12 protein-coding genes are annotated in these 26,852 nt (G+C 55.3%); 11 read left to right on the top strand and 1 reads right to left on the bottom strand.

Features of this window, described 5'->3' with window-relative positions; genetic code table 11:
• Positions 1 to 308: 308 nt before the first annotated feature.
• The 9 genes from ACIX8_RS19830 (at position 309) to ACIX8_RS19790 (ending at position 21,421) form a co-directional block, all read left to right on the top strand.
• Positions 309 to 3,698, top strand: coding sequence for a TonB-dependent receptor (locus ACIX8_RS19830; RefSeq protein ID WP_014267168.1), 3,390 nt, complete (start codon positions 309 to 311; stop codon positions 3,696 to 3,698).
• Positions 3,699 to 3,861: 163 nt separating this feature from the next.
• Positions 3,862 to 5,328: an FAD-binding oxidoreductase gene (locus ACIX8_RS19825; RefSeq protein WP_014267167.1), complete on the top strand. Its 1,467-nt coding sequence runs from the start codon at positions 3,862 to 3,864 to the stop codon at positions 5,326 to 5,328.
• 7 nt (positions 5,329 to 5,335) lie between these two features.
• A complete protein-coding gene (locus ACIX8_RS24840) occupies positions 5,336 to 6,382 on the top strand; it encodes a lactonase family protein (RefSeq protein ID WP_014267166.1) in 1,047 nt (348 codons plus the stop codon).
• A 130-nt stretch (positions 6,383 to 6,512) separates the two neighbouring features.
• Positions 6,513 to 9,278 carry a TonB-dependent receptor gene (locus ACIX8_RS19815; protein WP_223295393.1) on the top strand — a complete coding sequence of 922 codons (2,766 nt, stop codon included), beginning with the start codon at positions 6,513 to 6,515 and terminating at the stop codon, positions 9,276 to 9,278.
• Positions 9,279 to 9,692: 414 nt separating this feature from the next.
• The gene (locus ACIX8_RS19810; RefSeq protein ID WP_014267164.1) at positions 9,693 to 12,350 is read left to right on the top strand and encodes a choice-of-anchor X domain-containing protein; all 2,658 of its coding nucleotides are present in this window, start codon (positions 9,693 to 9,695) and stop codon (positions 12,348 to 12,350) included.
• Between the two features lie 166 nt (positions 12,351 to 12,516).
• Positions 12,517 to 14,682 (top strand): NHL repeat-containing protein, encoded by a 2,166-nt coding sequence (locus ACIX8_RS19805; RefSeq protein WP_014267163.1) that lies wholly within the window; start codon positions 12,517 to 12,519, stop codon positions 14,680 to 14,682.
• A gap of 266 nt (positions 14,683 to 14,948) precedes the next feature.
• A complete protein-coding gene (locus tag ACIX8_RS19800) occupies positions 14,949 to 16,352 on the top strand; it encodes a winged helix-turn-helix domain-containing protein (RefSeq protein WP_150110682.1) in 1,404 nt (467 codons plus the stop codon).
• 569 nt (positions 16,353 to 16,921) lie between these two features.
• Positions 16,922 to 17,569: a glycerol-3-phosphate responsive antiterminator gene (locus ACIX8_RS19795; protein ID WP_014267161.1), complete on the top strand. Its 648-nt coding sequence runs from the start codon at positions 16,922 to 16,924 to the stop codon at positions 17,567 to 17,569.
• A gap of 369 nt (positions 17,570 to 17,938) precedes the next feature.
• A complete protein-coding gene (locus ACIX8_RS19790; RefSeq protein ID WP_014267160.1) occupies positions 17,939 to 21,421 on the top strand; it encodes a TonB-dependent receptor in 3,483 nt (1,160 codons plus the stop codon).
• 111 nt (positions 21,422 to 21,532) lie between these two features.
• Here ACIX8_RS19790 and ACIX8_RS24835 read toward each other — a convergent pair whose 3' ends face one another.
• Complete coding sequence (locus ACIX8_RS24835; protein ID WP_014267159.1) at positions 21,533 to 22,258, bottom strand: TetR/AcrR family transcriptional regulator; 726 nt, start codon at positions 22,256 to 22,258, stop codon at positions 21,533 to 21,535.
• A 98-nt stretch (positions 22,259 to 22,356) separates the two neighbouring features.
• Here ACIX8_RS24835 and ACIX8_RS19780 point away from each other — a divergent pair, with 98 nt between their 5' ends.
• Both ACIX8_RS19780 and ACIX8_RS19775 read left to right on the top strand, forming a co-directional pair.
• Positions 22,357 to 23,613, top strand: coding sequence for an efflux RND transporter periplasmic adaptor subunit (locus tag ACIX8_RS19780; RefSeq protein WP_014267158.1), 1,257 nt, complete (start codon positions 22,357 to 22,359; stop codon positions 23,611 to 23,613).
• Between the two features lie 3 nt (positions 23,614 to 23,616).
• A complete protein-coding gene (locus ACIX8_RS19775; RefSeq protein WP_014267157.1) occupies positions 23,617 to 26,847 on the top strand; it encodes an efflux RND transporter permease subunit in 3,231 nt (1,076 codons plus the stop codon).
• Positions 26,848 to 26,852 lie beyond the last annotated feature (5 nt).

Raw genomic sequence — 26,852 nt, 5'->3', positions numbered from 1 at the left:
GATGATTGGGGTTCGTTGAATACGTGAGGCTCACGGGAGGGATGAGCGAGGAGTAGACGTTTATCGGCTGCTCCTCGAACCGTAGAGAGCGAGGGAGATTGGGATGACAAAGGATACGAAGGCTATGACACGGGGGTATTCAGAAAGACACTCTACTGCTCGTCTCGTACCGGCTTCAAAGTCATAACGGGATGATCGCAATCCACTAACCCGCCACAGCCCTAAGGCTGGGCAGGCATCGGAGAAGCACCTGGCACACCATCGCAAGCGCCGAACCAGCGCTTGCCGCAACCTTTGGGGGCAATGTAATGACTTCAGCAAAAACATCCGTCTGGCGAATACAGCATCTGCTATTCGTTCTCTTCCTGGCCACAGCGACGATCCTCTGTCGTGCCCAGACTATTACCGGGTCTGTTCGCGGCGTGATCACAGATCCTTCGGGGGCCGTCATTCCCGGTGCGACGGTGACGGCAAAGAATGTCGAAACCGGTGTCGCCTCGTCCACTGTGACGAATAGCACAGGTCTCTACTCCATCCAGTTTTTGCAGATCGGCCGCTATACGATCGAGGTCAAGGCGAAGGGGTTTGGGGAGGAGCATTCGTCGCCCTTCCAGCTTGAGATCGACCAGCAGGCCACCATTAATGTTCCCATGCACATGGAAGGTTCCAGCACGCAGGTCTCGGTCAACTTCGACACGGCGCCGATCCTGAATACGGAGAATGCCTCTCTCGGCGTCACGATCGACCAGACAGCCATCTCGAATATGCCTCTGAACGGCCGGAGCTTCGTCGCCGCGACGGTTGCGGTTCCCGGTTCGATTCACTCAGGAGGCAACACGAACGAGCAGCCTGCCATCAACGGTAACCGGCAGCAGGGGAACAGCATGTTGCTGGATGGCATGGACATTTACGACAACATCAACAATGCGGGTGTCCAGTCGCCAACCGCCAACTCCCAGCCCCAGGGCGCTCTCTATGTTCCGAACTCCGATGCCTTGCAAGAGATCCGCGTGATCACCTCGAACGCTCCGGCTGAATTCGGCAATGTGAGTGGCGGCCAGATCGTCGCTGTCACCAAGAGCGGCACCAACCAGTTCCATGGCAACGCGTTCTTTCAGCTGGAAAACTACCAGATGAACGCCAACACCTTTGCCAATAAGTTCACCTCCGGTACTGCGACGGCATTGACGCCCTATACGCAGACATTCTTTGGCGGTACGTTCGGCGGGCCGATCAAGAAGGACAAACTGTTTTTCTTCGTCGACTATCAGGGATTCCGTTACCACCAAAGTGGAACCGCATTCGCGGGCGTCGCGCCTGCAGCTTTCCGTACAGGAGATCTATCCCTTCTTCTGCAACCGGTGATTAATGGAAAAGCGCATACGCCGGTGCAATTATTTAATTCTCAAAACAATGGCGCACCTTACAAAAACAACCAGATTCCAATCACCAGTCCTGTTGCACAATTTCTCTTTGCGAACCCTTCGGCATACCCGCTACCGAATAGTCCTGCCACGGATGGTATTGCCCAGAACAACTATCTGGGACTAAGCAACAGCTTCAATCGCAATAATCAGGGCGATATCAAGATCGATTGGAAGGCATCGGCCAATGACAATGTAAGCGGTCGATTTACGATGTCTCGTGCGATCAATGGAACTATCGGTACTCCTGTGCCCGTTTCATTCCCCAATGGAGCCAGCCCCACAGCCTATACTTCGTTCGTGGTGAGCGAAGTCCACACCTTCTCTACGAATGCTGTCAACGAACTTCGCGCGGGCTTTGGCCGCAATCAGCAGGTCTCCGGATTACCAACGGATCCCAGCGGTCTATTCGGGACCTCCGGAAATTCGAAGGTCGGGATCAACCTGCCCCAGAATGGTTACGAGGGCTTCTCGCAACAGGTATTCAATCCTCCTTCGGGAGGGTATGACATCAGCAATATCGGATCGTACGATACACCCCAGGATTTCACTGAGAATACCTATTTTTACGGCGACAACTTTACGCTGCAGCACGGTCACCACTTAATGAAGATGGGTGTTCAGTTTCTTCGTTACCAACAAAACTATAGCTACTCCGGAAATGCCGGCGTGCTGGGACAGATACAGTACGAGGGATACTTTACAGGCCTCCCAAGTGCCACGGGAGTTCAGGGAAGCCCGGGTGATCCGTTTGCCGATTTCCTTTTGAATTATGTCGATACGCAAACAGCGGAAAGCCAAACGGGCCGCTTCGGGCAGCGTCAATGGCGCGATGGAGTTTTCTTCCAGGATGATTGGAAGGTCCTGCCCAATCTCACCATTAATCTTGGCGTGCGTTACGATTACTCGCAGCCCATCTATGAAGTCCATAACCAGATGACAAATGTGAACCTCGCCACAGGAGCGCTGGAGGCTGCAGGTCAAGATGGCAATAGCAGGGCCCTCTACAATCCGACCTACGACCAGTTGCTGCCGCGTCTCGGCTTTGCATACTCTCCCACGGCGAAAACTGTCATTCGAGGCGGTTATGGTATTTCTTCCTACTTCGAAGGCATGGGCGTAGGGCTTCGTCTTACCCAGAACCCACCCTACCAGGCAGAGTATCAATCGAGAGCCGTCATCCCAACGATTGCCGATCCCGCAGGTACGCCACTCAATGTGGGGCAAGGCCTTTCCTCGAATCTTGCGGCTACAGGTACCTATAATGCCTGGAACCCCAATATCCGGCCCTCCTGGAATCAGGAGTTCAGCCTGACCATGGAATATCAACTCAGCAACAACTCTTCGTTCCAAATAGGCTACGTGGGCCAGACCGCGCAACATCTCGCCATTCCCAGAATGGCGAATCAGCTAACAGCGCCGAACACCCCTGCGCCTTTCGCGACTTCACTTGGACAAAATGTTGTGGTCAAGCTGACGGACACAGAAGGAATGATGAACTATAACGCCTTCCAGGCCGTCTTTCGCAAACGTACCAGCAATGGTCTTGATTTCACCGCGAACTATACCTATAGCAAAGCTATGACCAATGCCGGACAGGGATATAACGGCCTCTACGGTACGAATGGTCAGTACTATCAACAAGACGCCTATAACTTGAGACCGGAGTATGGCCCATCCCCTCTGGATGCGACGCACAATGTGTCCGGATCGCTAGTCTATGAGCTCCCGTTCGGACGTGGTCATCGCTTTGGCCAGAATATAAACCGTATTACCGATCTCGTGGTTGGTGGCTGGAAGATTAGCGGACTTGCCTCGGCCTTCAGTGGTAATCCGCTAACGATCACCTCAAACGCGAATTACACGAGTCTGGTCAATAGTGCCGATGCCAGGGCCAATCATCTAAGAACGCTTCACGTAGTTAATCGCGGCGTTACGAATTGGTTTGGAACAGATCCGTCGGCGAAGCCCTGTATCACCACTCCCGATGATGGGGTGTGCGCTTATGCCCAGGAATCGGCGACTGCCTTTGGATCGGCTAGCCCTGGTTCGGAGCGTGGTCCTGGTTTCGAAAACATAGACCTGTCCGGCTTCAAGGCATTCCACATCACGACGAGCCAAAGCCTGGAGTTCCGTGCGGATGCCTTCAATGCCTTCAACTTCGCCAGCTATAGCAATCCGGATACCGGCGTCAACGATTCGAATTTCGGGCAAATCAATTCAACCCGGAGTAACCCACGAACTCTGCAACTCGCTTTGAACTACCGCTTCTAGATCGATAGACAGACAAAGAGAGAGGGCTGTCGCTTGCGATGGCCCTCTCTCTTTGTCGTATGTTGTCGAGCCAGGGTTTCAACCTCAGAATCGTCGGGTTTTTCGTGCAACGGATGCTCCCTGAGCGTCATCAACCAGAGTCAGATACTTTGGTTGGAGGCACATGGCAGTCACCGTAACCCGCCGCGATCCCCGTTATCTTGCACTGCGTCGCGGCCATAACTTGAGGTGGCCCGCGCACGATGCCGATGCAGCAGAGCGCATTCTCATCTGTGAGAGCGCCGGTGATGCACAGGCGGCCCTGCAGCAGGTGGTCACAGCCGGTTTGCGTCCTACTGTTCGCAGTGGCGGCCACTGCTACGAGGATTTCGTCGCGAATAATCCTGGCGGCGCAATCCTGGATGTTGGCTCCGTTTCTCAGGTCACCCGTGATGCTTCGAGCGGTACGTTCCATGTTGGCTCCGGGGCACAGTTGTGGAATACCTATGAGGCCCTCTACAAGCACTATGGCGTGACTCTGCCGGGAGGAGTTTGTGGCACCGTCGGTGTGGGTGGTCACGTCAGCGGAGGCGGATATGGGCCTCTCTCACGACTCCACGGGCTCATCTGCGATTGGACGACCGCAGTGCATATCCTCACAGTGGATCGAAACGGAAAGGTGATGCCGATCCGCGCCGATGCCAAAGAGCACCCAGACCTGTTTCGCGCCTGCCGCGGAGCGGGAGGCGGAAGCTTCGGTCTCATTACGGAGTTCGAATTTAATACTTTGCCACCAGCGCCCAGTGAGGTTGCGAAGGCAAGTCTTTCTTTCTCGTGGGAGGAGATGACCCTGCAGAAGTTCACCGACATCCTGGTGAATTTCGGCAAGTACTGGGAGACACGAGGGCAGGAACGAGATACATGGGGTATGTATTCAGTTCTGGAACTCGCACATCGATCATCGGGAAAGTTCAGTCTATCCGTGCAATTCTGCAATCCTGATGGAACTTGCCGGGATCTGCAAGTGCTGCAGGAGTACCTGAATTTATTCGTGAAGTGGAGCGAAAAAAGTAATACCGCCAAAGCTGCTATCGGCCGGAACGATTGGTTCGATGCCTGTGCCATGTCAGCAGGGGATGCGGCGAACCGGAGAGGGAAGTACAAATCGGCCTATATGCGGAGAGGATTTACTTCGGCTGAAGCGACTGTTATCTATAAATATCTGACCAAGGAGATAGAAGGCACGAGCCTGCATGCGGCGAGCTTCGATGCACACTCTTATGGTGGCGCAGTGAATCGAAGAGAGATGGCGGAGAAAACTTCCATCACGCAACGTGGTTCTGTCATCAAGCTGCAGCCGCTAACCTATTGGGAAGATCCACAAGAGGGTGCGACCCAAACCCAGTGGCTCGCAGAATTTTACGAGGAGCTTTATTCCGGCCCGGATGCAGATCCACAACACGCCGGAACACCTTATTGGAATCACCAATACCAGGGCTGCTACATCAATTATCCCGATGTAGACATGCTGAAGTACAACTATTGGCCGCAGCTCTACTACGGCGAAGATAATTACAAGCAGCTTCAAGCCGTGAAGCGCCGTTACGATCCCAACAACGTCTTTCATCACTCAATGTCCGTTCGTCTGTAGGAACGCTATGTATCGTCGAGAATTTTTAAAAATAGCTGCACTGACGCCCATGGCCATTCATCTGGGTCAGATGAGAGCTGCGGTCCGTGATGGAAGATTCGCCTACCTCGGCACTCCGCAGGCACTCCACGTCTTCGCGATTCGGAGAGGGAAGTGGGCCCTGTTGCAGGAGATTGCCTGCGAAGCTCCGAGCTGCCTTGCACTCCATCCCTCTATGCCGGAGCTGTATGCCACAAATGAGGTCCGAGAGTTTCAGGGGTTTCCGACTGGATCTGTTACAGCGTTTGAGGTCGGAGCGGATGGGCACCTGTCGCAGATCCAGCGGACGAAGCTATCGCTTTCCGCCACTCTACCAAGGTCCATTGCAATCTCTCCTGATGGCGCTTATGCCCTGATCACAGCACACGGTGGTGGGTCGTACAATCTCTTCTCCATCAACCACGACGGGTCGCTGGGATACATCCGTGGCGTCATGAAAGAAATCGGAAGTGGTTTGCATCCGGAGTATCAGGCGAGTTCTCATCCCCAGCATGCGTGCTTTGACGGGAACGGTCATATCCTCGCGGCGGATCTAGGAACGGACCGTATCCACGTGCTCTCCCTGGCCGATGGAGGTCTGCACCTGCAAGGGAGACATCAGGTCGCACCTGGTGCTGGGCCTGCCAAAGTCGCAGTTCATCCTGCGGGTGCCTTTATTGCGATCTCAAACTCTCTGAACAACTCTATCTGTGTGTATCGATATGACTCGTTGCATGGCTTTGTGGGAGAGCAGGTTGTAGCTTTTCCGGGGCGTGCCATGGTTTTGCATTCAGAGCGTTCCATGTTGATCGTCGACACGGGAAAGAGCCTGGACCTTTACCAGTGGCAGAGCAACACAGGACAGCTGAGGCTGCTTCATTCCGTGGACGTTCGTGGTGCTGTGACGGCGATGCACGCCAGCCAGGGTTCTATCCTGTTGGCCTCGGGTAAAGAAGTCGTCCGCATGAGTCTGGACGATCTGAGCATGGAGCGTGTTCCTTTGAAGCAACCCGTCCATTGCCTATTGAGTGCGTGAGCGTTCTCTCCTCGAACCGAATGAACCGCGTCCCTTAGCTTCGTTCCCTGCATCATTCTCCTCATTCGCTGCAAACCGCTGGAACGCCCGCGTCCCCTCCCCGAAGGTAGGTGTGGAGGCGAAACCCGGCGTGAACAGAAAGACATGGAGACTGGCGATTGCAGTCATCGGGACACTGAACTCATCACTCGTATTGGCGCAGGCCCCCTGTGCTACTGGATTCCGCATTGAGGGTGTTATCGCAGATCCAACCGGTGCCGTCATCCCTGGAGCCCAGGTACAAGTCTCCGATGGAAAGAGAAGTACGAGCGATGCCGCAGGGCACTATGGGCTGTCTTGCGTGCCTGTAGGGACAGTCATTATCACTGTGCAGGCCGAGGGTTTCGATGGAAAGACGGTGCAGGTGAGTGGTCAGCAGGGAAGACTGGCAACGGCCAATGTGCAATTGGAAATCGCAACGGTGCAGGACTCCGTTCAGGTAAATGCCGATACAGCTGCAAGCAACACCGACGAAGGGGGAAGCACCGTCACCCTCGACACGAAGGAAGTACAGCAACTCGCCGATGATCCCGATGATTTTCTACGTCAGCTGCAAAGTCTGGCAGCTGCTGCGGGAGGTGATCCGACCTCGGCGATCATTCGAGTCGACGGATTTCAAAATGGAACTGTGCTGCCTCCCAAAGGTGCGATTGCCTCTATTCGCGTCGCCTCCGATCTCTTCTCATCTGAATATTCCTTTCCTCCCTTCGGGGGCGGACAGATCGATATCTTCACAAAACCCGGTGCAGACACCTTCCACGGCGCTCTCTTCTTTACCGATAGCGATGGCCGATTCAATGCGACCGACCCACTTTCTCTTACGGCAACGCCGGCGGGCAAGCGACGCTACGGGTTTGAGTTCAGCGGGCCTATGGTCCAGAAGAAGAGTGGTTTCTCTCTGGCACTTGAAAAGCGCGACATCGACGAGTTTGAAGTCATCAGCGCGAAGACGCTAAGTGCGAACAATGCGATTGTGCCCCTGCAGCAGACGCTCTCCGCCCCGCAGAGGCTTTGGATTGCCTCCGCGCGCGCAGACTGGCAAGTTACGCCGAAGGAGGTCGGCGCTCTTTCTTTTTCGTCCAATGTGAACAGTCTGGGTAATCAGGGGGCTGGTGGTCTTACGCTTGCTGAGGCTGGATATGACAGCCTGGTGAGCGAGTATGATCTACGGCTGACCAACACGCTGACTCTGAATGCCAATACGTTGCATGAGACGCGAATCGGATACGCCTGGAAGCGCACACAGCAGACGCCATTGTCTACGGTTCCATCGGTCCAGGTAGCTGGTTACTTTACTGGAGGCGGCGCTACCAGCCAGAATCTGAACGATCGCGAGCGTGATCTTGAAGTGGATGACGACGTGCTGCTTACGCGCGGCAAGCATGAGCTAAAGATTGGGGCACAAGGGCTTGGCCTGTTTGTGCATGACTATGATCCGAATACCTTCAACGGAGCTTATGTATTCGGAGGCGGCAGTGCACCCGTACTGGATGCGAACAATAAGCCTACCGGTGAAACTGGAAGCATCACACCAATAGAGCAGTATAGCCGCGCTCTGCAGAGCCTTCCCGGAGGTTCACCGACGACCTACCAGCTCACCAGCGGTATGCCTCTGGTATCTCTTACGCAATGGAGATTGGCGCTGTACGCGCAGGACAATTTCAAGCTTGCGCCTCGCCTGAATCTTATCGCCGGCCTGCGCTACTCTCTTCAAACAGCGCCCAGCAGCCTGGCCAACTTCGGGCCTCGTCTTGGCATTGCCTGGTCTGCCGACAAGAAGGAGACCTGGAACTTTCATCTGCGAGCCGGTCTGTTCAATGGCCCTAATAACCAGGCGTATGCGATCGAGGTTGCGCGACTGAATGGAGTTCGCCAGCAGCAGGCGTTGATCTATTCTCCCAGCTACAAAGATCCTTTGACTCCGATCCCGGGATCGATACAAGTGAATACCGTGTATCAGTTTCCGCATTCGTTGACGCAGCAGGGAACGTTCGTTGCCTACTTCAACGCCGAACATGTTTTTCTACATCACACGCATATCCAGGCCAATCTCTACTGGGGTGAGGACTTCAACAATATCCGTATCAGGAACATCAACGCTCCCTTGGTTCCCAGTAGCATCGGCACGGCACCTGACCCGACGGCCGCCCTGTTGGCACCAAGGCCGATTGCATCCGGAGAAAATATTCTCGAATACCAGAACTCGGGCCATCTGGCGGGTGACGTGATGTCCTTCAACGTGGAACAACATAGTTACAAGAGATTCGGATTCTATGCGTACTACGCGCATCTGAACTTCAAGAGCAATGTGGGGTACAGTCTTTCTGTTTTCCCCCAGTCGAGTTATAGCGATGCGGGAGAATCGTCACGCGTCGATTGGCTAAGGCACAACCGAGTCAACGTGATCGGCAATCTCAATCTTCCTCTCAAGGTTGAACTGATGGCGCAGTTCGATGCGAGCAACGGTCAGCCTTACAACATCACGACCGGCACGGACAACAATGGCGATGGCGAGTTCAACGACCGCCCTTCCTATGCCACGGTTCCTGGTCCGGGTGTCTATTCCACGCGCTTCGGGTTGTTGACTACAAATACGGTCAACGGGAATGTTCCACGCAACCTTGGCACGATGCCCAACCTCCTGCACCTGGATGTGAATCTGAGCCGCGCCTTTACTCTCAACGGGAAGGACAAGAACCATCCACGTGTCTTTATCTTCAACGCTCGCAGTGCCAACCTGCTGAACCACACGAATGTGGAGGTAGTGAATACAGTGCTTTCCTCCTCCACGCTGGGACAGCCCATCACTACGGAGACAGCGCGACGTTTGGAACTGGGAGGGCGCTTCAGCTTTTGAGGGCTACCGATGTTGAACTATTTTAAGTTCTTTATCTTATGTTTCAATAGTTCGATAAATATCTGAATTGGCTGCTCTATAAATATTTGATGAAATATCGCGCAGAGCCATTTCTGCTGGGCGCATTAGCTTCGTTTCTATAGGACGTCTGAGTTATCTTAGTCTTGCGGAACTGTAGGCCCGTCAGCCTGAAATGTTTGACATTGTCCCTGCTGATTGCTACTGTTCATTCGCGCGGCACAGAATTAAAAGAGAGAGCCGCCCCTCCACTCCGGAAGAGGTTTATAACGCCTGCTGGCGTTGAAAACCTGCATCTCCGGTCCGAGGGGCGGCTTTTCTGTTTTTGTGGCAAAGAGTCGAACAGGAAAATTGGATACGCGGCATCTGCAGTAGATTTTTGGAGGTCACACCAGCATGCGAATAAAGGATATTGTTTTCAACCGGGCGGCGCGGATCGGCACGTTCCTGATGATGGCCGCCGTTCTGCTGGGCCATGCTCCTGCAGCCCATGCAGCGGCCGGCAACAATGGGCTTAAGATCTATGAGGTAGCCGGAGCAGGTGGCCTAGCAGGCGCAACCTACCGTCAGGACACGATTATTCTGTTCAACCCAACCCAGGCCACGATCAGCTGCACGGCCTGCGCCATTCAGACCCATAGCGGAACCAGCACTACTTCAGCGTGGACCGTGTACAAGCTGCCGTCTTTCGCGATTCCTGCGGGCGGTTATTACATGATCGCAGGCAGTTCGCAAGCTCTCTCCAGCGATGGCAGCGTTGCTCCCATCCCGTATGACTACCAGCTCCAAACTATTGAGGATAATAACAACGTACCGTCGACGCAGAATATTTTGAGCAGCACTGTAGGTGTTGTTGCCCTGACGAATACCCAGAAGGCCCTGACTGCCGGCTCCAGCCCTGTTTGTGGATCTGGCTCACAGCTTCAGGACATGGTCGGCTATGGTTCAAACATCGCTACGAATGCCGCTACAAGCCCTACGCCTGCTTCTTGCTACGCGGGATCGGGTGAGGCGTATTACGACGGGAGTTCCGCCTATGGCCGCCAGCTTGGTGTCACGCGTAAGAACAAATGCGTCGATACCTTTGATAACGCGAACGACTATGTAAATGCGCCGGTCACGTATTTCAATGCGTCGTCTCCTGTTACGGTCTGCTCCACCGGGGCACAGTTGAACGCGACGATCTCGGCTACGCCCAACAATCCCTTTGTCAATGGCGAGGTGACGCTTACGGCGGCTGTTACGGGAGCTTCGTCCAATTCTGGTCTCACAGTATTTCTGGACTTCAATACTCCCTACTATGGCGGTTCCTCGACTCTGCAGATGTATGACGATGGAACTCATGGTGATGCGGTCCCGGGTGATGGCACTTACACGCTGGCCACTACTATCCCAGCCTCCGTTGTCGGAGGGTTTACCTATCCCGCCAATGTCACTGCCAGCGACATGATGGGAGAGTCCTTTACCGGTTCCACGCCGCTTGCCGTGACCACGCTCAGCGCCGCCAATCGGCCTTCGACGGGCAATAACAGCATCCGCATTATTGCCTGGTATGGAGCAGGAGATCTATCCAAATCAGAGTACGGTCGCGATACCGTTATTCTTTTCAATCCGTCCCAGTCTCCCATCACGATGAACAACTGGTCCCTTCAAAACGGAGGCGCGACGGGCTCCTTCTCGGCAGTCACCTATCTGCTTCCGGTTGTGACCATTCCTCCCGGTGGGTTTTATGCTATCGCCGGTAGCGGTCCGGGTTACATCTCAAGTGCCGGGTGCGTGAGCAACCAATGCAATCTCAACTACCCGTACGACTACCAGCTAAAGACGCTTGAAGGTACCGCCACATCCACGGACAATGACTTGAGCAGCACGGAAACCTCCATCGCCCTAGTCAATAACCAGGAACCGCTGGGGACGACTTGCCCAACAAGCTCGGCCAATCTCGTCGATCTGATCGGCATCGGAGCGGTGGACGGCAGTGCGCCCGTAACCTGCTACGAGGGAAGTGGCTACGCCCCTTATCTGCCCGCCACCTTGAATGGTGCTGCGACCAATATCAATGGAGTGGTGTACGCGTACGCTACGATCCGTAATAACAAGTGCGGCAATACATCCGACAACGCGAACGATTTCAGCCTCGGCTATATTGATTTCGCAAACTCCAGCACCACGCCGGAACCCTGCCCGCTAGGCACGCAGTTGGCTGTTTCGGCTACGACCACCACGCCAAGCACCCCCGGCATTCTCGATCCCTTCACGATCACGACTCAGGTTACACCCGCATCCACTCCGCAAAGCACGAGCTTGAACGTGATCGCAGACCTTTCCAATCTAGGTCTTTCGACGACGTCGCAGCTCTATGACGATGGGACCCATGGTGATGCGGTCGCGGGTGATCACACCTACACTCTTGCAACGGCTGCGACCAGCGGAAGCGTCGGTCTCGTACCCGGCCTGATTGTTACTGCTACCGATACTCAGGGCAATGTCGCACACGGTTCGGTTCCGCTGACCCTCGCGCCTGGTGTCTTCACGATGACCTCGCCTACTAACAGCGGCACTGTCACCGCCGGAGGCGTTCTCACCTTTCCCATTACCATCACGGGTCAGCATGGGTATGGCGGCATTCTGAATATCACCTGCGCGGGCACGCCGAATGCAAACTCCCTGGGCGTTCCTATCAGCACACAGTGTGTTACCACACCGCCTGAGCTGACGCTCAACTACGACGGTGCGTCCACGGTGTCGCTTGCCATTGCTACCGGAACAACAAAAGCGGCGAGCGTGCTTCCTCGCTCTCTGCCGCTTGGACTCATCGGCATCTTCTCTATCGGACTGCTGGCGGTTGGTATCTGGCGGCGTAAGCACCTGACCTCCACGGTTCTGTTGGGGCTCGTGATGTTGCTGACCTTCAACCTGACTGCCTGCGGTACGAGTGCAGGACTTGGGAACACTGCTGCCGCGCCGGGGACTTACACCTATACCGTCACGGCAACGGACTCGGTCCTCCCGACTATTACCAACTCGATCAGCTTTACGGTCACGGTGCAGTAAGCCCTTCAAAGAAAGCAGGCAGACTGGTCTGCCCTCTACCTAGCCCATCGGCGTATGCGCCGATGGGCCAACATTCCGGTCCGGTGGCCAGCTCAAACGGCGCTTCTACGGTGTAGCGAGACCGGCAAAGAGTTTCATACAGTAGTGCATTTTGGGAGAAGACGCGATGCAATGGAAGATCCGCTCGGCATATGTTCATTCGGTAGCTACGGGGCTGGCTGCCATGGCCTGCATGATGCTCGCCGGGTGTAGCGTCAAACAGGCAACGCCAGCCACGAACTATGACGCGCCCATCACGCTGCAGGGACAGGTCTTTGCTGCTCGCAACTACATGCCTGGCGCGACGGTGAAGATCTATGCGACGCAGCCTGATGGGGTTGCAGCCAACGGTGTCTACACGGGCGCGGCTAAGCTGCTGACAACCACGACGTCAAATACGACGGGAGGCTGGAGCGTGACGGGCCTGAGTTGCTCCAGCCCGGACCAGCTCTATGTGACGGCAGAGGGCGGTACTCCATACCCCTCCGGCCAGAACTCCACCAACCTAGCCAACAATCCAAACTCGTTGATGATGACGGCGATTGGAGACTGTTCGATCCTCACTTCGGCAGCGAATACCACCAACGTTACGTCGATCGTGACCAATGAGGCGTCGACCGTGGCGGCAGTCTGGGCGTTGCGGAACTTCATCAGCCTGAACGGCACTACCGTAAATGTGACCAGCTCGGCAACCAACTATGGCGGCACAAGCGGCGTAGGCACGCCATCTACCTTTGCCGGACTGGCGCACGCTTTTCTCAACGCGAATAATCTGTCGCCTTACAAGATCGGCAACTTCCAGCAGTACACCAACGGCAGCGATACAGGGACTGGCGGCGGCCTGGTACCGGTGCAGGAGCTGAACTCGCTGGCCTATGCGCAGTATCTATGCACCATCGGTGGTGACGGGACTACTCCAGGAGATTTCAGCTACTGCTCCACGCTGTATCAGCTGGCCACGCCTCCGGGTGGAACGGCGCCTACCAACTCGCTGCAGGCGATGTTGAACATCGCTCTTTATCCTGCGAACAACGCAACCGCGATCCTGAACTTTACGCTGACACCGATCCCACTCTCGGGGCAGACCGGATCGCAGCAGATCAATGCAGGCGTCTACGTTCCAGCCCTTACCGCCTTTGGTACTTTGACCAACGACTGGAGCGTGGCAATCTACTATCTTCCAGGTTATGGCGCGACCGCTACGGGACAGGGCTCAATCTATCCCATCAACGTAACCATCGATGCCGATGACAATGTGTACTTTGCCAACCCGAACTCCGGTACCGGCACTGCGGGCAACGTTGTTGCGCTCAATAGCGCTGGGCAGAGCCTGTGGACCTCGGCCACGGATACCACTGCGCTGGTTGATCCACGCGGCATTGCTGCCGACGCCTCCGGAAATGTCTGGGTGGTCAATGGAACCAGCACCGCTTCAACGGGTTTCGTGCAGCAGATCAATGCGGCTTCGGGTGCTACTGTCCAACAGTTTCCCTCGACCTCTGTCTCCCTGTATGGTGTTGCGGTCGATTCGCTGGGGAATGTCTGGTATAGCTCCAATACGACGACGGGACAGAACCTGCATGAGTTGCTGAAGAATGGAACGACATACTCCGAGGCGTCCTTCGCCGTTCCTCCTTCTTCACCGGCGCAGACATTGCTGCAGATACGTCCGGACAGCAATAACAACATCTGGGTTGCGGGCTATAACTCAACAACGGCGCAGGCTGCTTACTTCCCCAATACAGGAACGGCTACTGCTCCTGCCTATGCCACAGGCCTGAAGTTCTCTCCGTTGACTGGTAGTGCAGGGTATGGCATTACGACCGATGCGAGCGGCAACGCGTACTCTGTAACGAACGGAACCGGCAGCGGGATCTTCAAGACAACTGTCACCGGCAGCGGGGCAGCGGCCACTCTGAAGGCTGCCAATGTGGCCGCGAATCCAGCCGCGGCTTCACGTTATCTCGACATCGACGGTGCGGGTTCTATCTGGTATCCCGATGCCTCTACAGGCACCAACTTGTATCAATACATTCCAGCCACCGGTACGACCAATGCCTACTATCCCTGCTACAACGCCGGGACCACCACCGGCACCGGGACTGCCACGAGCACCGTTCAGACTTGCACCACGGGAGTAAGCACCAGGCTGGACCTGGCTGTCGATTCCACAGGTTCTATCTGGGTCGCCAGCTATGGGAACTCCGGCGGTGGACGTATGACACAGATCATCGGCTTGGCAGCTCCAACAGTGCCGCTGAAGGCGCTGGGTAAGCCGGGCATGATGCCGTAAGGCATCGCATGCTGGCATGTGCGAATCGCTGTAGCCAGGGAAACGCAAGAATTCGGGGCGGAATGCGAAGAGAAGCTCTTCGCATTCCGCCACTAGAACTTGTTTTTATTGCGGAAAGGTTACAAGAGAGAAGACACCGATTTTGGCAGGAAACTGTTTTTGATCTCCCCCTCGTCAGCCAGGGCGATGGGGCCGGGTACTCTCGTTTACATTCCATTCATAATTCCCGCGTACTCTTCAGCCTGAATAGAAGTTCTGCAGATTTTGTGCCGGACAGTCCCATTACCTCGCGGTTCATGAGCTCACAGCCGATACATTTTGCGGACACGGCGTCATCTGTCGCAGATGATATCGAGTCAGGTCTCAGGGAAGACCCCCGCTGGACGCTCGCGCTGCGAGTCGCGGAGAGTCCGTACTTTGCCAAGTCTCCTTTGCTCTCCCAATTCCTGTTATTTGTCTGTGAGCGCACGCTGGAGGGCCGTACCGACGATCTGACAGAACAGAACATCGGTGTCGTTGTCTTTCGTCGCCGTCCCGGCTATCGGACCAGCGAAGACAATATTGTCCGCACCTACGTCAGGCACCTCCGGCAGCGGCTCGATCGCTACTTTGAAGATCATGCAGCGGATGAACCGCTGCTGATCGTCATTCCACGCGGTGGATACTGCGCGGTCTTTGAGGAGCGTCAGAAAGAGAGCCTGGAAGAGGTCATTCCACTTGGCGCAGGGGGTGGAGACATCACTGTTACCCCGTCAAAGGAGCGTCCGCTCCTGGCAATCTCTTCTCCTGAGCCAGAGATATCGACTCCTCAGGCTCCCCGGCGCAGATTTCAGTGGGTCATAACCCTTGGACTGATTGCTCTCTTTGGCACCCTTATTGCTTTCTTTCTTTTCAGGGAAAATCTGCTGCAGGCTTCAGTCGCCCATCCGATATGGGCCCAGCTATTTTCTGAGAATGCAAGTACGTACGTCGTCACGACGGACAGTGGGCTGGGAGTTCTACAGGATGTCAGTGGTAAGTATGCGACGCTCAACCAGTACATCGACGGAAGTTATTTCTCACAGTTTGAGAAAGTCGATAGCCCTGAAAGCCTCAAGCTACAGCGGTTGAGCCGTGAACGACTCACCAGCGTCCCCGACGTAAATACCGTCGCAGGCATTCTTACCCTTCCAGAGGCGAGGCAGAAGCGGGTTATTCTGAGAAATGCCAGAACCTTGCGCCTGGATGACCTGAAGCAGTCGAACCTTATCCTGCTTGGTTCTATCTATGGAGATCCCTGGATATCGCTCTTCGAACCCAGAATGAACTTCCGGTTCGATTATCACGCGACCAGCGATACCTATGAGTCGGTCATCGTTAACAAGAAGCCACTTTCGGGAGAGCCGGCCGTCTACCGCAACAGCAGCACGGCTGCCCCTTACTCTACTTATGCCGTTGTCGCCTTTCTCCCCAATTTGAATGGTACGGGCTGGGTATTGATCGTCGAAGGTCTAACGGTGGCTGGAACCGAGGCTGCTTCGGAGTTCCTGTTTCATGGCAGCATGGGAACCTTTTTGAAGACTGTGCCGCGTGATAAACATGGAATCAGACCTTTTGAGGTTGTGCTGAAGACTACGAACCTTGATTCGGAATCGTCTCCTGCCGAGGTCGTGGCGAAGCGCATCTACTAAAGCTCTCCGGGCTATCCTCCACCGAATCTCCCTTCTCCAATCTTGTACAAAAATCTAAGTTCACCCATTCGCCTTTCCATTTGCATTGGAAGGGGCGTGTCTCCCCGTGAAACCACGGGTGTATTAGAGGCTGACAGTCTGGTTGAATCTGTAAAAGCCACCCAGCCTTTCTCAAGATCATGCAGTAAGCAGGTTGTGTTTTAAGGTTGGATTTTATTTTAACTTTCTATTCATAGAGTCCATTAGACAATTGGAACTGTTGACATAGAACTGTCTTACAGCTCTCGAACCCCTTGTTATCAGGCTGAATATGGCTGTGTATACACCATCTGCACGTGGTGAAGTCACTTTACCCGGCTAGCCTGCGAGGAGAGACTGAAGGTGCGATCAATCGCCCCAATCGAAAATTCCAAATACCTGTAACGACACCTTTATGAGGAATAGGGAACCATGAATCGATGCAGTCTTTTTTCGTTGTCAGTACTGGTTAGTGCAGCCATGAAGGTCCAGCGTACGACAGACTCCGATGAAAACGGGAAATTGCAGACTTCAGTCGGGTTGCTAAGCCTATGAGCACAACTTGCATACTAGAAGCACCGAGCGAGATCTTCCCCGATCGGACGAAACAGACTACCGCTGTAAGCAGTGACCGGGCACACTGGGATCGCCTGATAGGGTGCTCTCGTATTATTGCCGCAGTCCGCAAGGAGGAGAAGCTGGTCTATGCACTGGATTCTCCTGTGGAGGTGGTCTACCTGCTCTACGGGAACCCCTTGAACCTGCGCCGCACGATTGAAACGGTCCGAAAGCACGGCAAACTGCCGTTGGTAAATGTTGATCTGGTCCAGGGCCTATCGCGTGATGCTTCTGCCGTCGAATATCTTGCGCAGTGCGGTGCCGCCGGCGTCATCTCCACCAATCAGGAGACACTACGTGCCACACGCGCGAACGGACTCATCTCCGTACTGCGGACTTTTACCATCGATACTTCAGCGGTCGAAGCAGGCCGGCGATTTCTCAGCAACTTTCAGCCCGATGCCGTGGAGATGTTGCCTGCCATTGCGGCTCCCCTGGTAGTGGACAAATTGCGCGCCATCCATCCAGCGATCCGTATTATTGCCGGAGGACTGGTGCAGGATCTGCAAATGGTAGTGCGGTTGATCGATGCAGGCATCGATGCTGTATCGATTGGCGACCCCGGTTTATGGGTGATTTAGGTACATCCAGTATGCCGAATAGTTTCAATAAATATTAATAGTTAATGCGAATATGTAATCCCTGCTGTTGCCTGAAATACTCGACTTATGGGCAATATAAGCATGATGATGTAGTTTAAACAAACATTAATAATTGACACGCTCTTGCCCTCGTTGCTACTGTTCATTCGCGCGGCACAAAATAATAAGAGAGAGCCGCCCCCTCTCAACGAGTGAGACGATATGCCGCCAGCGCTTTTGCGCTGGCCTGGCCGTATGTCTACACCCGTTGAGAGGGGGCGGCTTTTTTTGTTCTGAAACGCTAAGAACGGTGTAGCACCCTAAGCACCCGGACAGCATTGCGTTGATTTTTTGGAGGTCACACCCGACATGCGATTCATGAAACTGCTCTCCCTGGCACTGATGATGCTCGTTCTATGCGCCGGAAGTGCCTATGCCCAGTTTGAGACGGCTTCGATCGTCGGAAGAGTTTCGGACTCCACTGGCGCCTTGCTGGTCGGGGCGAAGGTGACAGTGACCAATGTGGATACCAACGTAGCCATCAGCCGCATGACGGACAAGGCAGGTGAATACGTGGTGCCTGCCCTGCAGGCAGGCGTCTATCGCGTAGTAGCCAGCATGGATGGCTTCAATGAAGCCATCACCGAGAACGTTCATCTCTCGGTCGGCACAAATCAGAGCGTCAATCTGTCGCTGGCTATCGGTGACAAGCAGACGGTAACGGTGGAATCGAACCAGTTGGTGCTCGAAACCGAGACCAGCCAGAGACAGCAGATCGTCACCACCGATGAGATCGATGCTCTTCCGTTGCAAAACATGGATTACAGCGATCTGGTTCTGCTTTCCACCGGCGTGACACAGGATGCCGCCGGTCAGGATCTGGGTACCAGCAGCGTGGTGCGTGAAGGTTCCTACAACATCAACGGCCAGCGGTCGACTTACAACAATTACCTGCTGGACGGTATGGATAACAACGCGCACGGGACATCCAACCAGGGCTTCTCTAATCAGGTCATCAATCCCTCGCAATACGACATCTCACAGTTTTCTATCGTGACCACGCTGCCGGCCGCCGAGTATGGCCGCTCTGCTGGAGGCACGATCAACGTGGTGTTCAAGCATGGCGGCAATAAGTTGCACGGCATGGTGTATGAATCTCTTCGTAACACCATTGCCGATGCGAATGGTTACTTCAAGGCGACCAGCAACTCCGGTGCCCTGAATAGAACCACCTTGATCCGCAACCAGTTCGGCGGCAACATCAGTGGCCCCATTGTGCGGGATAAGTTCTTCTTCTTTGCCGATTACGAAGGTCTGCGCCAGGTACGTCAGGTGGTGAACCAATCCAACATCTTCAAGGAGAGCGATCACCAGCTGATCGCCTCGCCGAACGCGACAGCGAACACCACCACGGTATTGAATCCCTTCACGGGCGCAACCTATGCGGCGGATCGTCCTCTGCCGCGCTCCGTGCTCTCTCCCATTGCGTTGGCTATTCTGGACTCGTTCCCACTGCCGAATAACAACGGTGCAGGTACCACATCCATCTCCAGCAACTGGTCATCGCTGCAACGTTTCGTCAACAGCTACGACAAGGAAGATATCCGCATCGACGCGCAGTGGACGCCGCGCATGTCTACCTTCGCGCGTGTGAGCCAATCCAAGGAGCATGACCTGGACGGTCCGATTCTGCCGGGACCGATCTCGGGAGGTAATGGCTACTTTCGCACGATCAACCAGCAGGCCGCGCTGGGTCTGACTCGCCAGATCGGCGCCACGCAGTTGCTCGAGGCACGTCTTGGCGCTTCCTATACCAAAGGTGGCAAGCAGCCTTATACCCTTGACGACCCACGCACCTTTGGCGTGCAGGGACTTCCGAACGATCCGCTCGTAGGCGGTGGACTGACTTCTCTGGGGCTCAGCGGCTACAGCGCCATTGGACGACAGTCTACGAATCCACAGTGGCAGTATCCCTTCTTTCTAAACCCGAAGGTGAGTTACTCCTGGCTCTTTGGCCGTCATAACTTCAAGACCGGTTATGAGTTCACCTATCTGCGCCAGATCGTGCAGGACGTGAATCCGATCGACGGCGATATGGAGTTCCAGAGCTCTTTCACTGGCTACACCATCAGCGATTTCCTCTTCGGCGTACCGAATGAGATCGACCTGACAAACTTCTTTGTCGCTCACATCCGCCAGGGCGGTCACTCGGCCTTTGTGCAGGACGATTGGAAGATACTGCCAAACCTGACTCTGAACCTGGGCGTGCGTTACGAGTATGCGTCCCACTTCTATGAGAAGGACGGCCGTCTGACGAACTTCGATCCCGTCAATACTCCGATTACGGGTCAGATGATACGTGCAAGTTCTTCCGGTTCTGCCTATCAGAAGCAGCTTGTCGATCCCGATCTGAACGACTTTATGCCGCGTATCGGATTTGCTTTGTCACCGACTAAATCCCTTGTCTTCCACGGTGGCTATGGTATTGGGTATGTCCATTACACCCGCTCGGGTGAGGCAGACAATCTTTCCATCAACGGCCCGCAGGTGAACGCGGCTGTCTACAACCAGGTGCCCCCGTACTTCAAGACTGCCAACGTTAAAACCACGCCTACTTTCTTTACCCTGGATCAGGGTTACCCCAAGGGAATGGCCGATCCGGCAAACTTCAACCTGGCTACCTCCACGGTGAAGTGGATCCCGCGCAACTATCGTGATCCCTATGTTCAAAGCTGGTACCTGGGCTTCCAGGCTGCCATTGGCAAGAACCGTGTTGTCGATATCGCCTATGTGGGCAATCGCGGCGTAAAGCTGCAGGAGATAGGGACCTACAATCAGCGCAATCCAGCATTGGGGACCGATCCGATCACGGGCTACTTCAAGCGACCCTATAGCAACATCGGCGACGTGACGGAGACCTTCAACGGAGGCATGAGCAACTACAACGGTCTGCAAGCACACGTCGAGCAGAAGAACTTCCACGGACTGTGGCTCCTCGACTCCTTTACGTGGTCGCGTGACTTTGGCAACGTGGGAGATTCGCTTACCGCCTCACGAGGTTTCTCGGGCAGTCCTCAGGACTATTACAACCTGCATAACGACTATGGTCCGTTGCAGTACGATACGCCGATTATCAATATCACGGCCCTAGTCTGGGCGCTTCCCGTTGGCCGCGGCCAGATGCTGCTGGGACACGCTGGTGGGATACTGAACGCCGTGTTGGGCGGTTGGAAGCTTAGTGCTGAAAACCAGTTCCACTCCGGCCCTGCGTTGACGCCTAACTTCACTCCATCGGGGTTTCAGGAGTTGACCAACTCCGGCGGTATTCAGAACCGTCCATTCTTTGCCGTCGCAACCACTCCAACGGCAGCTAACCCCAATAGCGATCCAGGCGGCCTGCCTCTTGGTAGTTCGCTGCGCAAGTATGCCATCAAACGGCTGCACATTCCGGGGCACCCTGAGGAGGCATTCTGCGACTCGGTTTACGACAATCCTGCTCAGGCGGCGTATTCCGGTTGCACGCTGGGTTTTGCTACGACGAACCCACTTCCAAAGCCTACGCCTGCCTCAGGTAATGCCGATTGGTCTGGTACCAGTGCCGATCCTCGTGGGCAAGTGCCCAACGGCCTGTTGCGCGGAGACTCGTTCGATCAACTGGATGCAGGAATCAACAAGACTTTCGTCCTGCCATGGGACATGCACCTCGAATTCCGTGGACAGTTTTATAACGTCTTGAATAAGACCAACTTCACGCCCCCGGGCATGACTTGCTGCTCCACCTCCTTCGGGCGTATTACCAGCACGTATGGGCCGGGGCGTATCGCTCAGATCCAGGCTCGTCTGCTGTTCTAAGCAGTGCGATCAATTGTTCTATCGCAACACGAAAGGCCCGCCAATGCGGGCCTTTCGTGTTGTTGCAGGAACGGAAATGAATGGGCGAGTGCCTTCGGAAAAGAAGCTGCGTCAGCCCTTCTTTTTGATTTCTTTATTTACCGGTGAACGCTTGCGTGGCACGGGTTTGGAGCCCTGCTCATGAGGGGGCGTGTCAGGAGTTTTTTCCAGCATCTTGCGCAGGCAAAGTTTCATATACCGCGCAAGTTCTCCTACATCCATCACGTCCGGATCGAAGAAGTGGTTGAGACCCAGGCCATCGATGAGGCTGCCGATGGCAAGGGAATCAGACTGCTGTGAGGTGGCACGGTTTCCACCGAGCTGTGGAAGCAGTTGCATGATCTCCGGAATGGAGCTGCTCAGGCACATGCGTGTATACAGGTCGGCAAGGCGCTTAAGTTTCCGGGGATGGCGTATGGCGTAGAGTTTGAACTCCAGATCAAGTAGAATTCGCTCACGATCTTTACTTAACTCAATTAGAAACTCTGCGAAAGCTTCGATGCGCTGGCTCTCGGCTGGCAAGCTCAGAAGCAATGGACCGAGGTGTGCAGTGTCACGGTCTATGTTTTCTTCAAAGATGGCATAAAAGACGTCTTCCTTGCTTTTGAAGTTATCGTAAAAAGCGCCGCGGGTTTTGCCCGCTTTCGAGGCGATATCTTCAATGCGTGCATGCTCAAACCCGCTACTGGCGAAGATCGCCCTGGCAGAGCGCAGGAGTTCCTGGCGCGTGAGTAGCGCACGTTTTTGCCGGAGAATGGGGAATTCCGGGGGATCGACAACATTTTTTGAATCGGGCATTCAGATCACTGAGTCTGATCTAAACATACACGCGTGTACTTTTTGCGAACAAGTATCGAGAGGCAAGAGTTTCTAGAGCTTCTATGGAGAATAAGTTAATGAATGAGCAGCATAAACAGGCGGCAGCGACGATTGTCCTCAACCGAGTGAAGTGCGTTGGCACAGTCAGTATGCTGCTCTTAAGCGTCGGGATGTTCTCGGGCTGCGGCAAAACAGCAGCCGCGCCTGCCGGTCCACCTCCCCCTATGCCGGTCACGGTGGTCGAGGTTCAGCCTACCGACGTAGCCCTCACCAGTGAGTGGGTTGGAACGCTGGATGGATTTGTGAATGCCCAGATCCAGCCCCAGGCCAATGGCTACCTGATCAAACAGGACTACAAAGAAGGCTCCCAGGTCACCAAGGGACAGGTCCTCTTCGAGATCGACCCTCGTCCCTTCCAGGCCGCGCTCGATCAGGCCAGGGGACAGTTGGAGCAGGCCAAGGGCCAGGTACAGCAGGCACAGGCACAGCTCGGGCTGGCGCAGATCAATGTCAATCGCGACACGCCGCTGGCAAAGGCCCGGGCCATCGCTCAGAGCCAGCTCGATAACGACACGCAGCAACTGGCTCAATATGAAGCGAATGTGAAATCGGCGCAGGCTTCGGTGGATGCTGCCGCTGCCGCTGTCGCCAATGCGAAGTTGAATCTTGGCTTTACCCAGGTGCGTTCGCTCATCACCGGTATTGCGGGCCAGGCGACCACGCAGGTTGGCAGCCTTGTAAACACTCAGACCGTTCTTACCTCGGTCTCGCAGCTCAATCCGATCAAAGCGTACTTCTCGATCGGTGACTCCGAGTATCTCAACCTCGTGAAGGGTGCCCGCGAGGGCAAGGGCGATCTCCTGAAAAGCGCTGCCGCCGTTCCCCTGACGCTCACGCTTTCAAACGGCGAAGATTTCCCTCAGAAGGGGCACATTGCCTTTGTCGATCGTCAGATCAACTCCCAGACCGGTGCGATCCGCATCGCGGCTGCTTTCCCGAACCCCGGCAACATCCTGCGCCCCGGACAGTTTGGGCGCGTGAAGGCTGCTACCGAAATGCGTCACGGAGCCTTGCTGGTCCCGCAAGTCGCCATCCAGGAACTGCAAGGCTTGCAGCAGGTTTACGTTGCCGGCACTGACGGTAAGGCACACCTGACCACGCTCGAACTCGGCCAGCAACTCGGCACCAACTGGGTCGTCAATGGCGGCATTTCAGCGGGCGCGTTGGTGATTGTCGACAATTTGCAGAAGCTCCGCGAAGGAGCTCCCGTCTCTCCACACCGCAGCCCTGCGGCTGCCCCCACCGATGCCAGCAACGACTCGGCGGGGAGGTAATCCATGTCAAAGTTTTTTATTCGCCACCCTATTGTCGCGATTGTTATTGCCATCCTTACGGTCATTCTCGGCCTGGTAACGATGGTGAGCCTTCCCACCTCGCAGTTTCCCGATATTGTTCCGCCTGAAATTCTGGTAACCGCCACCTATCCTGGTGCCGACGCCAAGACGCTGACCCAGGCCGTTTCGACTCCGATCGAGCAGCAGATGAACGGCGTCGACAACATGATCTACATGGACTCGGTCAGCGCCAACAACGGCGTGGTTCAGCTCTTCGTCGACTTTGACGTCAAGACAGATCCAAATATCGACCAGGTTCTCGCGCAGCTTCGTGTCGATCAGGCCCAGTCTCAGCTTCCGGCCCAGGTTACGACCGCTGGTCTCACCGTCCAGAAGGCGCTTACCTCGCCGCTCATGCTCGTCGCGGTCAATTCGCCGGGCGGCAAGCTGAGCCAGGACTTCCTGACCAATTACGCGATCATCAACCTTCAGGACCAGATCACGCGCGTCAAGGGTGTCTCTCGCGTACAGACATTCGGCGGCCAGTATGCTCTCCGCGTCTGGGTGCAGCCGGACAAGCTCGCGCAGCTTGGCGTGACCGCTCCTGAAGTCATCGCCGCGATACAAACGCAGAATAACGTTAACCCTGCCGGCCAGATCGGCGCTGAGCCCATTCCCAAGGGGCAGCAGTTTACCTATACCGTCCGTACCCAGGGACGTCTCGTTACGCCTGAAGAGTTCGGCGATATTATTCTTCGCGCGAATGCGGATGGCTCGATCCTGCATCTCAAAGACGTTGCTCGCATCGAGCTTGGCGATCAGGCCTACGGCATTTCGGGACGCTACAATCAAGCGCCCTCCGGGATCATGGCGATCTACCAGCTTCCCGGATCCAATGCCGTCCAGACTGCGGCTGCCGTCAACCAGCGCATGAAGGAGCTCTCTGCTACCTTCCCCGCGGGCATCAGTTATGACGTTCCCCTGGATACCACCAAGGCAGTTACCGCCGGTATTCACGAGATCGTGATCACGCTGCTGGAAGCGCTGGCTCTCGTCGTCATCGTCGTGTTCATCTTCCTGCAGGGATGGCGCGCGACGCTCATTCCGCTACTCGCCGTGCCGGTCTCCCTGATCGGAACCTTCATCATCTTTCCGGCGCTCGGGTTCTCGATCAACACTTTGTCCCTGTTCGGACTGGTGCTTGCCATTGGTCTCGTCGTCGACGATGCCATCATCGTCGTCGAAGCCGTCGAGCATCACATCGACGAAGGACTGGACCCTGTAGCTGCTACCGAGAAGGCCATGGAAGAGGTCGGTGGCCCGGTGGTCGCGATCGCCCTCATCCTTGCTGCCGTCTTTATTCCAACGGCCTTTATCCCCGGTATTACCGGGCGCTTGTATCAGCAGTTCGCCGTGACGATCGCCATCTCGGTGCTCATCTCGGCCTTCAATGCTCTTACTCTTTCCCCGGCGCTCTCGGCTCTTCTGCTCAAGCCCAAGGATAAAAATGCTACCAAGAAGCCGAACCTGCTGAATCGTGGTTTTGCTCTCTTCAACAAGTTCTTTGGCCGCACGACAGATAGTTTCGTCAGTACCTCCAACATCCTTATCCATAAGTCTTCGCTTGCCATGCTCGGTATCGCACTGGTTGGCGTTCTGGCCTTCTTTCTTGGCACCAGCCTTCCTACCGGTTTTATTCCGACAGAAGACCAGGGGTATATGTTCCTTGCCCTGCAACTGCCGGATGGAGCTTCGGCTCAGCGAACGGATGCGGCGCAGCAGAAGATTACCGCTGCTCTGCTTAAGACTCCCGGCATTCAGGGTGTCATTGCCGTTACCAACTTCTCGCTGCTGACCCAGGTTCAGAGTACAAACGCCGGCTTCTTCTTCGTCTCTCTCAAGCCGTGGGAGGATCGCAAGAGCAAGGAAGAGCAGCTCGAATATATTCAAGGCAATCTGCAGAAGCAGCTTTCGCAGGACCCTGACGGCATCGCCTTCGCCTTCCCGCCGCCCTCTATTCCGGGCATCGGAACCTCTGGCGGTGTCACCATGGTTGTTGAAGACCGTTCAGGATCGGACGATCCCGAGACGCTTACCAAGAACGTCTACGCGTTCCTCGGAGCGTTGAAGCAACGTCCTGAGATCGGTGCGGCTGTTCCGTCGTATGAGCCTGCCGTTCCCCAGCTCTATGCGAATGTGGACCGGGAGAAAGCTCTGCAACAGCAGGTCCAGCTTTCGGATGTCTACACCACCATGTCCACCTTCATGGGCGGATACCTGGTCAATTACTTCAATCGTTTCGGCCGCCAATGGCAGACCTTTGTCGAAGCGGAAGGAACCTCTCGTACGGACATCAAGAACATCAATCAGTTTTACGTCCGCAGTGCCAATGGAGGGCAGGTTCCACTCTCTTCTCTGGTCACGGTGAAACAGATTACAGGTCCGGAGTTTATCTACCGCTTCAACGAGTTCAACGCAGCGCAGATCAACATCACCGGCGCTCCCGGCTATAGCTCCGGCCAGATCCGCAAGGCTCTGGAGGATACCTTTGCCAAGACCATGCCAGCCGGCAGCGGGTACGACTACTCCGGCATGTCCTACCAGGAACAACAGGCTGAAAAGGGCGTGCCCTCCTGGGCTGTCTTCGCTCTCTCCCTGCTCTTCGTCTTCCTGATCCTTGCGGCTCTTTACTCGAGCTGGACCCTGCCCTTCAGCGTCCTTCTCAGTACACCTGTCGCGATTCTCGGCGCTTACATCGCGCTTCACGCCCGTCTGCTTGAGAACGACATCTTCGCGACCATCGGTCTGGTCATGTTGATCGGTCTTTCCGCGAAGAATGCGATTCTTATCGTTGAATTCGCGAAGACCAACTACGAAGCAGGTCTCAGCATCTCCGAGGCTGCTCTTGCTGCTGCCAGGGTGCGCTTCCGGCCCATTGTGATGACGGCGCTGGCCTTCATCGTCGGTTGCCTTCCGCTTTGGACGGCGACCGGAGCAGGAGCCGCTTCCCGTCAGATCCTGGGCACTGTCGTTGTTGGAGGCATGCTCCTCTCAACAGGCTTAGGTCTCATCTTTATCCCCGTAACCTTCTCTGTCGTCGAGTACATCTCCCATCGCTTTACCAAAGGCGGCAAGGGCACCACGATGGACTCGAAGCATGACTTCGATCCTGTTGCTGCCGGTAAAGCTGCTGGAGGCGGACCAGAGACGCCGACCAAGGGAGGTCATGCATGAGGAAC

It is taken from the genome of Granulicella mallensis MP5ACTX8, assembly GCF_000178955.2.
Taxonomy (GTDB): domain Bacteria; phylum Acidobacteriota; class Terriglobia; order Terriglobales; family Acidobacteriaceae; genus Granulicella; species Granulicella mallensis.
The sequence above is the reverse complement of the archived record's forward strand: the minus strand, read 5'-3'. Positions and strand labels throughout refer to the sequence as shown.

Coding starts and splice junctions, on each gene's coding strand:
- ACIX8_RS19825 (WP_014267167.1), top strand. CDS start 3,862: ATGGCAGTCACCGTAACCCGCCGCGATCCCCGTTATCTTGCACTGCGT.
- ACIX8_RS24840 (WP_014267166.1), top strand. CDS start 5,336: ATGTATCGTCGAGAATTTTTAAAAATAGCTGCACTGACGCCCATGGCC.
- ACIX8_RS19810 (WP_014267164.1), top strand. CDS start 9,693: ATGCGAATAAAGGATATTGTTTTCAACCGGGCGGCGCGGATCGGCACG.
- ACIX8_RS24835 (WP_014267159.1), bottom strand. CDS start 22,258: ATGCCCGATTCAAAAAATGTTGTCGATCCCCCGGAATTCCCCATTCTC.
- ACIX8_RS19795 (WP_014267161.1), top strand. CDS start 16,922: ATGAGCACAACTTGCATACTAGAAGCACCGAGCGAGATCTTCCCCGAT.
- ACIX8_RS19780 (WP_014267158.1), top strand. CDS start 22,357: ATGAATGAGCAGCATAAACAGGCGGCAGCGACGATTGTCCTCAACCGA.
- ACIX8_RS19790 (WP_014267160.1), top strand. CDS start 17,939: ATGCGATTCATGAAACTGCTCTCCCTGGCACTGATGATGCTCGTTCTA.
- ACIX8_RS19830 (WP_014267168.1), top strand. CDS start 309: ATGACTTCAGCAAAAACATCCGTCTGGCGAATACAGCATCTGCTATTC.
- ACIX8_RS19805 (WP_014267163.1), top strand. CDS start 12,517: ATGCAATGGAAGATCCGCTCGGCATATGTTCATTCGGTAGCTACGGGG.
- ACIX8_RS19775 (WP_014267157.1), top strand. CDS start 23,617: ATGTCAAAGTTTTTTATTCGCCACCCTATTGTCGCGATTGTTATTGCC.